General features: G+C 37.6%; 12 protein-coding genes and 1 tRNA gene. 12 read left to right on the top strand and 1 reads right to left on the bottom strand.

All coding sequences use genetic code 11. The annotated features are described in order from the left end of the window. Positions 1 to 2 precede the first annotated feature (2 nt). The 4 genes from menA to NYQ66_RS00705 all read left to right on the top strand — a co-directional run bounded on the left by menA (position 3) and on the right by NYQ66_RS00705 (position 3,789). Positions 3 to 944 carry a 1,4-dihydroxy-2-naphthoate polyprenyltransferase gene (gene menA, locus NYQ66_RS00720; protein ID WP_259865783.1) on the top strand — a complete coding sequence of 314 codons (942 nt, stop codon included), beginning with the start codon at positions 3 to 5 and terminating at the stop codon, positions 942 to 944. 378 nt (positions 945 to 1,322) lie between these two features. Then, the gene (locus tag NYQ66_RS00715; RefSeq protein WP_259865782.1) at positions 1,323 to 2,135 is read left to right on the top strand and encodes an energy-coupling factor transporter ATPase; all 813 of its coding nucleotides are present in this window, start codon (positions 1,323 to 1,325) and stop codon (positions 2,133 to 2,135) included. Next, positions 2,126 to 2,983: an energy-coupling factor transporter ATPase gene (locus tag NYQ66_RS00710; RefSeq protein ID WP_259865780.1), complete on the top strand. Its 858-nt coding sequence runs from the start codon at positions 2,126 to 2,128 to the stop codon at positions 2,981 to 2,983. Before NYQ66_RS00715 ends, NYQ66_RS00710 begins: the two co-directional genes overlap by 10 nt. Continuing rightward, positions 2,980 to 3,789, top strand: coding sequence for an energy-coupling factor transporter transmembrane component T family protein (locus NYQ66_RS00705; protein WP_259865778.1), 810 nt, complete (start codon positions 2,980 to 2,982; stop codon positions 3,787 to 3,789). Before NYQ66_RS00710 ends, NYQ66_RS00705 begins: the two co-directional genes overlap by 4 nt. A 67-nt stretch (positions 3,790 to 3,856) precedes the next feature. Here NYQ66_RS00705 and NYQ66_RS00700 read toward each other — a convergent pair. Beyond that, positions 3,857 to 3,930: transfer RNA gene (locus tag NYQ66_RS00700), tRNA-Met, on the bottom strand. Positions 3,931 to 4,020: 90 nt separating this feature from the next. On the opposite strand from NYQ66_RS00700, the gene NYQ66_RS00695 reads away from it, so the two are divergent. From NYQ66_RS00695 to NYQ66_RS00660, 8 genes are all read left to right on the top strand, one after another. Beyond that, complete coding sequence (locus NYQ66_RS00695; RefSeq protein ID WP_259865776.1) at positions 4,021 to 4,629, top strand: NUDIX hydrolase; 609 nt, start codon at positions 4,021 to 4,023, stop codon at positions 4,627 to 4,629. Between the two features lie 748 nt (positions 4,630 to 5,377). After that, complete coding sequence (spoIIE, locus tag NYQ66_RS00690) at positions 5,378 to 7,828, top strand: stage II sporulation protein E (protein ID WP_259865774.1); 2,451 nt, start codon at positions 5,378 to 5,380, stop codon at positions 7,826 to 7,828. Positions 7,829 to 7,960: 132 nt separating this feature from the next. Then, entirely contained in the window at positions 7,961 to 8,701 is a 741-nt protein-coding gene (locus NYQ66_RS00685; protein ID WP_259865772.1) for a vWA domain-containing protein, read from the top strand. Further along, positions 8,670 to 9,668: a serine/threonine protein kinase gene (locus tag NYQ66_RS00680; protein ID WP_259865770.1), complete on the top strand. Its 999-nt coding sequence runs from the start codon at positions 8,670 to 8,672 to the stop codon at positions 9,666 to 9,668. The genes NYQ66_RS00685 and NYQ66_RS00680 overlap by 32 nt, the downstream gene beginning before the upstream one ends. 101 nt (positions 9,669 to 9,769) lie before the next feature. After that, a complete protein-coding gene (gene tilS / locus NYQ66_RS00675) occupies positions 9,770 to 11,161 on the top strand; it encodes a tRNA lysidine(34) synthetase TilS (RefSeq protein WP_259865768.1) in 1,392 nt (463 codons plus the stop codon). A 13-nt stretch (positions 11,162 to 11,174) separates the two neighbouring features. Next, positions 11,175 to 11,717, top strand: coding sequence for a hypoxanthine phosphoribosyltransferase (gene hpt, locus NYQ66_RS00670; protein ID WP_259865766.1), 543 nt, complete (start codon positions 11,175 to 11,177; stop codon positions 11,715 to 11,717). A gap of 134 nt (positions 11,718 to 11,851) precedes the next feature. Continuing rightward, the gene (gene ftsH, locus NYQ66_RS00665) at positions 11,852 to 13,837 is read left to right on the top strand and encodes an ATP-dependent zinc metalloprotease FtsH (RefSeq protein ID WP_259865763.1); all 1,986 of its coding nucleotides are present in this window, start codon (positions 11,852 to 11,854) and stop codon (positions 13,835 to 13,837) included. Continuing rightward, positions 13,837 to 14,079: hypothetical protein (locus tag NYQ66_RS00660; protein WP_259865762.1), on the top strand; the 243-nt coding region annotated here is incomplete at its 3' end. The genes ftsH and NYQ66_RS00660, both read left to right, overlap by 1 nt.

The raw sequence follows: 14,079 nt of genomic DNA, 5'->3' as shown, positions 1-14,079 counted from the left end.
CTATGTCACTAGGTACATTCTTTAAATTGGTTGAAATTCAAACGAAGATTGCCAGTGTGTTCCCATTTCTAATTGGTTTATTATTTGTCATATACAGATATGATCTATTTGACCCAATCAATACAATGATATTCTTTAGTGCAATGCTTCTTTTTGATTTAACAACAACAGCAATTAATAATTATATGGATTATCGAAAAGCGTTGAATGTAGAATACAAGAAAAATAGGAACATTATTGGAGAGAAGGCTATACCTGAGAGAGTTGTCATTATTACAATCCTGAGTTTATTAGTAATTGCGACTAGTTTAGGTTTATGGTTAGTGGTAAGGACAGACTTACTCGTTTTAGTAATAGGAATGGTTTGTTTTGCTATCGGTATTTTTTACACATTCGGTCCTATTCCATTATCACGTATGCCACTTGGTGAAGTATTTTCAGGCGTCACAATGGGATTCGGTATTATCTTTTTAGTGGTGTATGTCAACGCGTATGATCAAGGTATTGCGCAATTTGTCTGGGATGGAGCGTTGATTCAATTTAATGCAAACATTTTATTAATACTGGAAATCATTTTAATATCTTTACCATGTGTTTTTACAATAGCTAACCTAATGCTAGCAAATAATATATGTGACTTGGAAGATGATATTGCAAACCACCGCTACACCTTGCCGTTCTATATTGGTAAAAAATATGCGGTATGGCTATTTGACGGATTATATGTTGCTTCCTTCTTAGCGGTTATTGTGGCTGTAGTATTAAATATACTGCCAACAGTGATGTTACTCATGCTCTTTGTAGGAATTCCTGTCTATCGTCATATCCGATTATTTAACAAAAAACAAGTGAAATCTGAAACGTTTGTCGTTGCGGTAAAGAACCTAGTGTTAGTGAATGGATCGCTAGTAACGATGTTGCTTGTTTCATTATTGTTTATCTAGGGCAAATATTGTTGATTTCTTGTAACGTTGAAAAATCTATAGCGTGCGACTTAATTAACAGTCAGGAACTATCGGTAAAAGCCTTTGTAAGCGGACATTTATTCCCTTATTTTAACTAAAATGATCACTTTGATGCTTCTCGCGGACAAATTTTCCGCTATTCCTTTATTTTGAAGCATTTCTCTTACGTTTTTTATGAAATAACGGAACAAATGTCCACCAACAGGCTAAAATACGTAGAAATTACTAAAATAGCGGAATAAATGTCCGCTCAAATACAGTAATGTCAAAAGCTTGTGGTATTAAGACGGTATTTCTACCATCTATGAAGTTAAGATCTAATAAGGAATAATTGTAAGATAAGGGGGGAGCAGCTAGATGTTACAGCCTATAATAGAAGTAAATAACCTAACATTTCAATATGATCAACGACTAGAAGATAAAGTCCTCTCTGATGTCTCATTCTCGGTTCAAAAGGGTGAATGGTTAGCTATTGTTGGAAGCAATGGGTCTGGAAAGTCCACCTTAGCACAACTACTTGTAGGTCTATATTCTTCACTGTTGGGAAGTATTCACATCAATGGGATTGAACTGAATGAAACATCGAAATGGGAAGTTAGAAAGCAGATCGGTATTGTATTTCAAAATCCAGATAATCAATTTATAGGTTCTACAGTGCAAGATGATGTTGCCTTTGGGTTAGAAAATATAAATATGCCCTATGAGGAAATGCAGGTTAGAGTTGAGAAAGCATTAGAATTAGTAGGGATGACAGACATGCGTTTATACGATCCATCAAGGTTATCTGGAGGACAGAAGCAACGCGTAGCGATTGCAGGAATTCTTGCCTTAAAACCATCTGTAATTGTAATGGATGAGGCCTTTGTTATGTTGGACCCCAAAAGTAGACGAAGTTTATTAAATACACTACATCAGTTAAAAGAAAAAGAGCAATTAACCATTATTTCAATTACGCATGATATGGATGAAGCTGCAACAGCAGATCGAATGTTACTTCTTGAGGCGGGTAAAGTTAAAGAGATTGCCTCCCCTAGACATGTATTCCAACAACATACGAACCTAGAACCACCATTTGCGGAGCGATTAAGAAGAAAACTAAGTAGCAAAGGAGCAAGTGTTCCTTCTACGTACATGACAGAAAAAGAGTTGGTGCAGTGGTTATGGAAATAAAGTTTGACAAAGTTACTGCAGATTATCAGTTAGGCCCTATTCGAAGCCCTAGAGTGCTAGAATCAGTTGATTTATTACTAGAAACAGGATCATTTACAGCGGTGATTGGTCATACAGGTTCTGGAAAGTCGAGCTTATTAAAAGCAATGAACGGGTTACTCCTTCCTAGAGAAGGAAAAATAACAGTTGGAGATTCTGTCATCGAGTCTGAAAAAAGTAAAAAGGCTTTTAAAAAGGTTCGTAAACAAGTAGGTATGGTATTTCAATTTCCAGAATCACAACTGTTTGCTGAAACCATTGAACAGGATATTTGTTTTGGACCGCTTAATTTTGGAGTGCCGTTAAAAGAAGCAAAAGAAATTGCGTTGCATGCGTTAGAACAAGTTGGATTGGATCCTGGTATTAGGTACAAATCACCTTTTTCCTTATCAGGTGGACAAAAGCGTCGGGTTGCAATCGCCGGAATTTTAGCGATGAGACCGGAAGTACTTGTATTAGATGAACCGGGTGCAGGCTTAGATCCTAAAGGTAAATCTGAGATCATGTCGTTAATAACTTCCTGGCACAATGATAACCAATTAACTACTGTGCTAGTAACGCACGATATGGAAGATGTTGCAACATATGCAGAAGACGTTATTGTGATGAATAAAGGAAAAATCGTTGTGCACGATCGTGTCAGAAATTTATTTGCTAATCAAAATGTAGTAGAAAAATGGGGATTAGACGTCCCTGAAGCAAGACGTATGCAATTGATGATTGAACGAGAAACTGGTGTTACCCTTCCCTCTGTATGCTTAACAACAGATGAACTAGCTGATGCATTAATGGAGGTGGGACTTGTATGAATAAATTAATATTAGGTCGTTACTTTCCTGGAGAGTCATGGGTACACCAATTGGATCCGCGGGCGAAGATCGTAGCGGCAGTGTATTTTATATTTGTTCTATTTTTGGCAAATAATTGGCAGACATATGTATTGTTATGGGCCTTCACGTTTATTGCCATGCGATATTCTCAAGTGCCTATTCGCATCTACTTAAGAGGTGTACGCCCGTTACTTTATTTAATTTTATTCACGGTGTTTCTTCAGATATTATTTACTGCTGGTGGAAAGATTTACTTCGAATGGGGACCTATTGTGATATCCGAATATGGATTAATAAATGGTTTTTATATATTTTGTCGATTTGTAATGATCATTTTTGTTTCAACTGTTGTAACACTTACAACAAAACCAATTGATTTAACAGATGGCATAAATGCATTATTAAAACCATTAAGAAAGATGAAGGTTCCGGTAGATGAAATAGCTCTCATGCTTTCCATCTCACTTCGGTTTATACCGAATTTGCTTGATGAAACGCAAAAGGTCATGGATGCCCAACGTGCTAGAGGAACTGAATTTGGAGAAGGCTCTTTATTAAAGCAAATGAAAACGTTGGTTCCTATATTCTTACCGCTTTTTGTTAGCTCGCTTAACCGCGCAGAAGAGATGGCGAATGTAATGGAGGTAAGGGGATATCAATCGGGTGCAACAAGATCATCCTTTCGACAATTGTATTGGAAACATCGAGATTCGGTTTGCCTGTGTGTGATGATTACATTAACGCTCGGGTTATTATGGCTAAGGAATGAAGGGTTGTTTCATTAAAAGATAGGATTCTATAGGTAAAAAAATAACCTACCAATCTTAGAGATTGGTAGGTTATTTTAGATAATAGCGGCAGAGGGGATCGAACCCCCGACCTCACGGGTATGAACCGTACGCTCTCGCCAGCTGAGCTACGCCGCCATGTGCACGAGTCACAAGTGATATAATACAATAGCGAAAAGCATGTGTCAACAATACTATCGATTTTTCTATTAGAAAGGGGAATACGTTTTGAGCGAACTGTTAGATATATTCGATGAACATTTTAATCCTTTAGGGTCAGCTTCTCGTAAAGAAGTGCATCAGAAAGGGTTGTGGCATCAAACGTTTCATTGTTGGGTAGTGATGGAACAAAATAATCAAACTTATTTACTGTTTCAAATAAGGCATCCCAATAAGGATACATTCCCAAGTAAGTTAGATATATCGGCTGCGGGGCATCTGTTATCTGGTGAAACGATTTCAGATGGTGTTCGAGAGGTAAAGGAAGAATTAGGGATTGATGTCACATTAGATGAATTGTTGAAATTTGGTATTGTAAAAGAGAAATTAGTTGGAAAAGATTTTATTGATTGCGAGTATTGCCACCTGTTTATGCATCATACTGACCTTAGCCTATCTCAGTTTTCCATTCAAGAAGAAGAATTAACCGGTCTTGTACTAGTAAAGGTGGATGACTTCGATAATTTAATAAATGACAACGTAGGCTCTATAAAAGCAGAAGGGTATAAAATGGAACATGGGACACAAAGGGACTGCCAGATGGATGTTACAAAACAAGACTTTGTCCCGCATCATCATGACTATTACATAACGGTTTGCCAGGCGGTTAAATCGTAAGAAATCACGCAGATCATCCTGCGTGATTTTTTACTTTAAACTATCTTATTAAGTACGTTGTTTATTGCTAAATTTGTAGAGAGTGTGTAGTACCCGTTTCTAATTTCGTATAAAACGCCATTTAAGCGGACATTTTTTCCTCTATTATAACTAATAACATCATTTTGACTTACCACGCGGACACTTTTTCCTTTATTTGATGATTTTTCCGTGGTTTTACTCAGATATCTGAGAAATAGCGGAAAAAATGTCCGCATTAGGGCTAATATACAGGGGTAATAGAAGAATAACGGAAAAAATGTCCGATCAAATTCGCGTTGCTAACGATTCATGGACTGAATGCGTATGTTACGTCGCATTTTATATCAAGTGTGAACTTTAAAAGGTAATGATCATTAAGAAACAACCTTCCTTATATTACTCCTTTTCTTCAATTCCTCTATTAAAATAGCATATTAAATGACAAGAATATTAATTAAGACGCTTTTTCTGTTGCTAACTTTCGTCAAAAAAAATAGACCGCAAAAATCGCATGCTACATGCTACTATCAATACTTTTCGTACATTTTCGTTTATATCCTCGAATCTACCCATCGACAAGAAAACAGGGCTAAGGATTGCTTATTATGTTGAAAAGAGTGCAGACGTCTAGAAACTAGTCGAACATTTTTGAACGGCACTTCTGATGTTTTGACAAAATAATAAAAAGAAGTGTGTTTAAATGTACGTCAAGAAGGAGTGGTGTAGAATGATGGATTCAGCTGCGGGTAACGAATCCAAACAAGTAGTTGTTACGAATAAAAGTATCGATACATGGAAGCGGAGGATGGGGGAGAAGGCGAAACTATTCTTCCTTGAAAAAGGCTGGTTATTATTTATTGTGGGCTTTTTGTTAGGACGAGCAATTGTATTGTCCTCCTTATCGCCTTTTGCCCTTTCTTTTCTCGCTTCTGTTTGGTTTCTAAGAAAAGACAAGTCTTTTAAACTGATGATGGCGACAGTAGCAGGTGGGCTAACCTTAGGGTGGCAACATGGTGTCTATGTCGGAGTGGCAATGATCGCATTTATTATTTTAGCTTCTTTCTTTAAGCATGTTGAATACCAACAAAAAGTTATACCAATGCTCGTGTTTGGTTCAAGTGTGTTAGCACGTGTATTACATTATCTGCTATTTGAACAGTTAACATCCTATGAATGGATGTTAGCAGGAGTCGAAGCAGTACTAAGTTCTGTTCTAGTATTAATCTTTATGCAGAGTATTCCACTATTATCACCAAAAAGATATAAACCAACATTAAAAAATGAAGAAATTGTATGTTTAATCATCTTAATCGCTTCTGTATTGACAGGAATGATCGGTTGGCAGATACAAGGAGCGTCTATTGAACAGATCGCATCTAGATATCTTGTGTTGTGGCTTTCTTACGTCGGGGGTGCTGCTATTGGTTCGACAGTAGGTGTAGTAGCTGGGTTAATTCTAAGTTTAGCTAATGTTGCTAGTCTCTATCAAATGAGTTTACTAGCTTTTTCTGGTCTATTGGGTGGCTTACTAAAGGATGGAAAAAAGGTAGGCGTCGGGTTAGGTTTGCTTGTAGGTACGATGTTAATTGGCATTTATGGTGAAGGTGTACAAGCATTACTTCCATCGATGATCGAATCTGCAATAGCGATTATTATCTTCTTTTGCACGCCAGAAAGTTGGATTAGAAAAATCTCAAGATATATTCCAGGTACATCTGAGCATTCGAAGGAACAGGAGCAGTATCTACAGAAAGTGCGTGATGTAACAGCGAGTAGAGTAGAACAGTTTTCCAATGTCTTTCATGCACTGTCTAAAAGTTTTACACTTGAGCAAAAAAATGCGTTGGAAGAAGAAAGTAATAAGGAAACGGACTATTTCCTAAGTAATGTTACAGAGAAAACATGCCAGACATGTTTTAAAAAGGAGTATTGCTGGGCACAGCAATTTGATAAAACCTATGATTTGATGACGAATTTGAAAGGTGAATTAGAAGATGGCCAACAACCGAATAAAGTATTGCAAAATAACTTTGAAAACCATTGTGTAAAATCGAAGAAAGTTCTCGATACAATGAGACAAGAATTATCGCATTATGAAGCAAATCAGAAACTAAAAAAACAAGTGAGTGAAAGCAGGCGCTTTGTTGCGGATCAGCTTTTAGGTGTCTCAGAAGTTATGGATAATTTCGCTAAAGAAATCTTAAAGGAAAGAGAGAACCATGAACAACAAGAAGTAGAAATTGTTGCAGCATTAAAGCACATGGGAATCGAAATTGAGAAATTAGATATCTATAGCTTAGAAAAAGGAAATGTTGATATTGAAATGAATCTTTCCTTCTATAACTATCATGGAGAAGGGCAAAAGCTCATTGCACCAATGCTATCCGATATTTTAAAGGAGACGGTAGTCGTTAAAGAAGAAGAAGTTTCTCCAATCCCTAATGGATATTGTTATTTTTCCTTTGGCTCTGCCAAAAAGTATGTCATTGAAACAGGGGTTTCACATGCTGCCAGAGGAGGAGGATTTATTTCAGGAGATAGCTATTCGACCATTGAACTAGGTGCGGGTAAATATGCGATGGCAATTAGTGATGGAATGGGCAATGGAGAACGAGCGCATGAAGAGAGTACGGAAACATTAAGACTGTTACAGCAAATTCTACAATCAGGTATCCAAGAGCAAGTCGCAATAAAATCAATTAACTCGATATTGTCACTACGAACTAGTGATGAGATATTTTCTACTTTAGATTTAGCGATGATCGATCTGCATAATGCAGACGTAAGGTTCTTGAAAATTGGTTCTACACCAAGTTTTATTAAAAGAGGTAATAAAATTCATAAGATAGAGGCTAGTAATCTACCTATTGGAATTATCCAGGAATTTGATGTAGAGGTCGTTAGTGATCAACTTAAGGCCGGGGATTTATTAATCATGATGAGTGATGGTATTTTTGAAGGACCGAAGAATGTGGAGAATGTCGATATGTGGTTGAAAAGAAAGATAAAAGAGATGGAAACAGAAGATCCACAAGAGGTGGCAGATCTCTTATTAGAAGAAGTAGTAAGGACAATGTCAGGTGAAATAGAAGATGACATGACTGTTTTAGTAGCAAAAATAGAGAAAAATAATCCAAAATGGGCGGCAATACCAACCTATCATAGTGAAGCAAATTAACTTATCTATTAAATAGAATTAAAGGTATATCTTACTCCTTTATTGGCGAAAATGGTGATAACAACATCTAAGTTTCAACAATAATAGTTGGAGCTAGGTGCCAATTGGTTCATGGAGGAGGAGTTATACAATATGAAAAAGGGTACGTTAAAACAAATTCTATTGATTACGGACGGTTGTTCAAATAAGGGAGAAGATCCTTCGGCAGTAGCCGCTTTAGCTTCTCAACAAGGAATTACGGTAAATGTAATCGGTATATTGGAAGATGATCAGAGTGAAGATCCTACAGGTTTGCAAGAAGTGGAAGATATCGCTATGTCTGGCGGAGGTGTCAGTCAGATTGTATTTAAGCAAGCATTATCACAGACGGTTCAAACTGTAACAAAACAAGCGATGACACAGACGTTGCAAGGTGTAGTGAACCAAGAATTAAAACAGATTTTAGGTCCTAAGGAAAGTTTAGAGGAACTTCCGCCAGAGCAACGCGGAGAAGTGATGGAAGTGGTAGAGGATCTTGGAGAAACTTGTGATTTGGAAGTACTTGTTTTAGTTGACACAAGTGCTAGTATGCACAATAAATTACCAACTGTTCAAGAATCGTTAATAGATTTATCAGTTAGTATGAATGCGAGAATTGGTCGCAATAGATTTGCTATTTATTCATTCCCAGGGAAAAAGAAAGATATTGATAAAGTGTTTGACTGGTCCCCAAGGCTAGAGTCTATTTCATCCGTATTTCCTAAGTTAACAAGTGGAGGAATTACACCAACTGGTCCAGCCTTAAAAGAAGCGATGTATCAGTTTGGTAAGAAAAGCCTAAAAAGGAGCTTTTTGAGAAGAGATGAATCCAACATCGAAGAAGCAGGGTATTAATGTAAGGCCTGGAGATGTGATTAACGGGAAGTGGCATCATAATCGTTATGTCATTTTAAAGCAATTAGGTCAGGGTGCCATCGGTTCAGTGTATTTATGTGAAAGTAACGGTAAAAAAGCTGCATTAAAAATCAGCGACAAAGGGTCCTCCGTTACAATGGAAGTAAATGTATTAAAGACATTCAAAAAGGTCCAGGGGAATCGCCTTGGACCTTCTTTGTTAGATGTAGATGATTGGATAGACCCTCGCGGTAGGACGTACTCCTTTTATGTAATGGAATACTTAAAAGGTGAGGAATTATCTACTTTTGTGCGTCGCCATGGGCAGGAATGGTTAGGGATTTTAATGCTTCAGTTGCTAGAAGATCTATCGAATCTGCATAAACAAGGATGGGTCTTTGGAGATTTAAAAACAGACAATCTGATTGTTACGCATGCACCACGCCGGTTAAAATGGATTGATGTTGGAGGAACAACACAGATCGGAAGGTCAATTAAGGAATACACAGAGTTTTTTGATCGTGGATACTGGCAAATGGGATCAAGAAAAGCGGAACCTAGTTATGACTTATTCTCCTTGGCGATGGTTATGTTGCATTTTTATCATCCTAAACGGTTTGAAAGAGGATCTTCTCCAGAAAAAACGCTCATGAGAAAGTTGCGAAATACAGCACCATTAAAGCCTTATGAGTCATGTATTTATAAAGCGCTAACCGGAAAGTACATGTCAAGTGATCAGATGAGACAGGACCTTTCTATGATATTAATGCAAAGAAAGGACACAAATACTTCTCAAAATACTGCGAGAAGGCCTAATGTGCAGACATCGAGAACAGTTAGAGGCAATACCCCCAAACCTAACACTAATTCAAAAAAACAACCTAGACAAGAACACCCAACCCTTGAATCATTAGCGATTATTGTCGTTGTGTTCCTATTTTATTTTCTATATTTGATACTAGGATGAGAAAATATGGGCAATAGTGTGTCTATTATTTTCTTTTCCTAGATAAGATGATAGGATATACTTGCTTCTAAATAATGAGAGCCATTGGAGTGGACGCACAGATGATGCAAGAAGAAGTGCATGCATTTATTAAAAAACATCATTTATTTCATAAACAAGCAACAGTGCTGGTGGGTGTGTCAGGTGGACCAGATTCGTTGGCGCTTCTTCACTATTTGTGTTCCATTAGAAAAACGTGGAGTTTTCGATTAATCGCCTTAACAGTAGATCATGGATTAAGAGGGGAAGAGTCGAAACAGGATGTGGCATATGTGCAACAGATCTGCAAACAGTGGGATGTAGAGTGCCTTACCACAACACTTAACGTTAAAATGTATAAAGAGGTAGAAAAAAAGGGTACACAACTTGCAGCAAGAGAGCTAAGATATCAATTTTTTCAAGCATGCATGTTGCGTTATCAAGCGGATTACTTAGCACTAGGGCACCATGGGGATGATCAGGTAGAAACGATCTTAATGCGGATTGTCCGAGGAACCAACCCATCTGCATTGAAAGGAATTCCTAAGAAAAGAAAGTTTGCTAAAGGTTATATTGTTCGTCCATTTATGTGTCTTTCGAGAGAGCATATTGAATCTTATTGTGAGGCGCATCAAATTGACCCCAGGATTGATCCATCAAATGAGGAAGATGTTTATACACGTAATTACTTTAGAATCCACATCTTACCCTTACTTCGAAAGCAAAATCCAAGTTTACATAAAAATGTCCAAAGGTTAAGTGAATCCATGGATCAAGATGATAGCTATTTACATGATCAAGCTTTAGTCCTCATGGATAAGGTCATTGATTTTAATCAAACAACAAGAGAAGTTACATTTCCAGTGAATGATTTTTTAAATTATCCATATGCTTTACAAAGACGTACCTTTCATCTAATATTGAACTATCTATACCATACGCTACCTAATGGACTATCCTATGTCCATGAAGATCATTTTTTTGATGTTATACATAGTAAGAAGCCGAATGTCACATTTGAATTACCTATGGGATTGAAAATGAGTAAGGTTTATGAAACGATTAGGTTTCATTTTCAAGACCATAAGCCCGTAGATTCTGTTATTCGCTTAGAAGTTCCCGGTAGTATAACGTTGTCTGATGGATCAAAATTAACAGCTACCATTACCGAGCATCCTGAGAGAGATTCTAAATATAGGATGACTTGTCCGGCTGATGAATTTGAATTTCCGCTCTACATAAGAAGTCGGCAACAAGGGGACAGGATGAAAATAAGGGGATTGAACGGGAGTAAGAAATTGAAAGACATTTTTATTGATGAAAAAATATCATTGCATTTAAGGGATACTTGGCCAGTGGTTACGGATCATCAAGGTAACATTGTATGGTTGATAGGTCTGAAAAAGGGAACAATGAGTGGGAACGTTAAATCTCATAGCTTTCTTCAATTACATTATATTAAAGGCAACATGTAGGAGGATATAGGTAATGCGTAACGACATCGAAAAAGTTTTAATATCAACGGAAGAAATTGAGGAAAAGTGTAAGGAAATAGGGGCTCAATTGACAAAAGAATACGAAGGCAAATTCCCATTGGCAATAGGCGTGCTTAAAGGAGCTTTACCTTTTATGGCAGATGTCCTTCGCCATACGGAAATTCATTTGGAAATGGATTTTATGGATGTGTCTAGTTATGGAGGAGAAATGCGTTCTTCCGGAGAAGTAAAAATTGTCAAAGACTTAGATACAAAAGTAGAAGGAAGAGATCTATTAATAATTGAGGATATTATTGATAGTGGTTTAACTCTCAGTTATTTGGTTGACTTATTTAAGTACCGTAAAGCGAACTCCATAAAAATTGTCACATTACTAGACAAGCCTGAAGGACGGACGGTTGACATAAAAGCTGATGTCGTTGGGTTTAACGTACCAAATGAATTTGTTGTTGGATATGGTTTAGATTATCAAGAAAAGTATCGTAACTTGCCTTATATAGGCGTTTTAAAACCACAAGTATATGGCGGAGTTTAATTCAAACTAATATTTTTTAGCGATTAGTCGTAGAATGAAAGTATATCTTAAAAAGGCAAATGCAATTAGTTGTAATGGTCCTTTTTAATATGGTACTATTTACTATAGTTTTCTCGCTTGGGAGGAGGTAGGCAATGAATCGAATATTTCGGAACGTAATATTTTACTTCCTAATATTCCTAGTAGTAATTGGAGTAGTTGGAGTATTTAACAACTCGAATAATCAACAAGAAGAACTGAAATTACAAGAATTTATGAACGAGCTTGAAAGTGGTACTATTACTGAAATGGTAATGCGCCCATCTAATGGTGTCTACAGAATTACGGGTGAGTTATCAGACGAAAAAACGTTTATAACGAATATACCTAATGCAGACATCTTAAATGAGGTTACAGAAATAGCTAAAAATCAAGCAGGTGTTGAAGTTCTAGAAGAGGAACAACCAAGCGGATGGGTAACGTTCTTAACGACTATGATTCCGTTTGTTATCATATTCATCTTATTCTTTTTCCTTCTCAATCAAGCCCAAGGCGGCGGTAGTCGTGTAATGAACTTTGGGAAGAGTAAGGCAAAAATGTACAGTGAAGAGAAAAAGAAAGTACGATTCAAAGATGTTGCTGGTGCAGATGAAGAAAAACAAGAGCTTGTTGAGGTCGTAGACTTCTTAAAAGATCCACGTAAATTCGCTGCAATCGGTGCGAAAATTCCTAAAGGGGTGCTTTTAGTAGGGCCTCCTGGTACAGGTAAAACGTTACTTGCAAGAGCGGTAGCAGGTGAAGCAGGCGTACCATTCTTCTCGATCAGTGGTTCTGACTTCGTAGAGATGTTTGTCGGTGTCGGTGCGTCACGTGTGCGTGACTTGTTCGAAAATGCGAAGAAAAACGCGCCTTGTATCATCTTTATTGATGAGATCGATGCTGTTGGTAGACAGCGTGGTGCTGGTGTTGGTGGTGGACACGATGAACGTGAACAAACACTAAACCAATTACTAGTTGAGATGGATGGTTTTGGTGAGAACGAAGGTATTATTATCATCGCTGCTACAAACAGACCAGATATCTTAGACCCAGCTTTATTACGTCCAGGTCGTTTTGATCGTCAAATTACGGTTGATCGTCCAGACTTACGTGGTCGTGAAGACGTACTTAAAGTACATGCTAGAAACAAGCCGTTGGCTGATGATGTTGAATTAAAAACAATTGCAATGCGTACACCAGGATTTTCTGGTGCCGATCTTGAGAATTTACTAAACGAAGCGGCGTTAGTTGCAGCTCGTGGAAATAAAACAAAAATTGAAATGGTAGATGTGGATGAAGCGATTGACCGCGTCATCGCAGGTCCTGCGAAGAAGAGCAGGGTCATTTCGAAAAAAGAAAGAAATATTGTTGCTTATCACGAAAGTGGTCACACCATTATTGGAATGGTGTTAGATGATGCCGATATGGTGCATAAGGTAACGATTGTACCAAGAGGGCAAGCTGGTGGTTATGCTGTAATGCTTCCAAAAGAAGATCGTTACTTCATGACAAAACCAGAGCTATTTGATAAGATCACAGGGTTACTCGGTGGTCGAGTTGCGGAAGAAATCATCTTTGGTGAAGTAAGTACTGGTGCACATAACGATTTCCAACGTGCAACAGGGATTGCTCGCAAAATGATTACGGAATATGGTATGAGTGAAAAAATTGGACCAATACAATTTGGTAGCTCTGGCGGTCAAGTATTTCTTGGTAGAGATATGCAAAATGAGCAGAACTATAGTGATCGAATTGCATATGAGATTGACCAGGAAATGCAAAACTTCATTAATCAGTGCTATGAACGAGCGAAGCAAATCCTTACTGAAAATCAAGATAAGCTTGAGTTAATAGCTAAAACATTATTAGAAGTTGAAACACTTGATGCTGGTCAGATCAAAGGACTCTTTGAAGATGGTAAAATGCCAGATCCGGTTGTATCTGAACAGGATGGTAATGAACCTAAGTCTGAAGTTGAAACTGACTCTGATTCTTCGACTACAGAGAAGAATGATGTAAGAGTTAATATTCAATCAAAGGCTGAAGAAAAAGACCAACAAGATGATGACACATCAAGCACAACCGATGATGAAAAGAAATAATGAAAAAATTAACAACCTTCCGAATTGGAAGGTTGTTTTTCTATGTAGAATTCAATAAAGCACGCCAGTTCCTAAAACATTGTTGGATTTTTAATGACAGAGTTGATATGAAATCCGACGTAACTCATTTTTTTATGAGTGCTAGTGCACCGCTTCGGCAGAATACTTCGCTTTCCGCGGGCACGGCCTCAGCTAACTCAGTAGCAAAGTGCGCTCCTGAGTGGATCTTCGGCTCGCGCTGT

Source organism: Aquibacillus koreensis, from assembly GCF_025154055.1.
GTDB lineage: Bacteria > Bacillota > Bacilli > Bacillales > Amphibacillaceae > Aquibacillus_C > Aquibacillus_C koreensis.
This window is presented reverse-complemented; position numbering and strand designations above follow the sequence as displayed.

Coding starts and splice junctions, on each gene's coding strand:
- hpt (WP_259865766.1), top strand. CDS start 11,175: ATGCGTAACGACATCGAAAAAGTTTTAATATCAACGGAAGAAATTGAG.
- spoIIE (WP_259865774.1), top strand. CDS start 5,378: ATGATGGATTCAGCTGCGGGTAACGAATCCAAACAAGTAGTTGTTACG.
- NYQ66_RS00710 (WP_259865780.1), top strand. CDS start 2,126: ATGGAAATAAAGTTTGACAAAGTTACTGCAGATTATCAGTTAGGCCCT.
- NYQ66_RS00705 (WP_259865778.1), top strand. CDS start 2,980: ATGAATAAATTAATATTAGGTCGTTACTTTCCTGGAGAGTCATGGGTA.
- tilS (WP_259865768.1), top strand. CDS start 9,770: ATGATGCAAGAAGAAGTGCATGCATTTATTAAAAAACATCATTTATTT.
- NYQ66_RS00685 (WP_259865772.1), top strand. CDS start 7,961: ATGAAAAAGGGTACGTTAAAACAAATTCTATTGATTACGGACGGTTGT.
- NYQ66_RS00715 (WP_259865782.1), top strand. CDS start 1,323: ATGTTACAGCCTATAATAGAAGTAAATAACCTAACATTTCAATATGAT.
- ftsH (WP_259865763.1), top strand. CDS start 11,852: ATGAATCGAATATTTCGGAACGTAATATTTTACTTCCTAATATTCCTA.
- NYQ66_RS00680 (WP_259865770.1), top strand. CDS start 8,670: ATGAATCCAACATCGAAGAAGCAGGGTATTAATGTAAGGCCTGGAGAT.
- menA (WP_259865783.1), top strand. CDS start 3: ATGTCACTAGGTACATTCTTTAAATTGGTTGAAATTCAAACGAAGATT.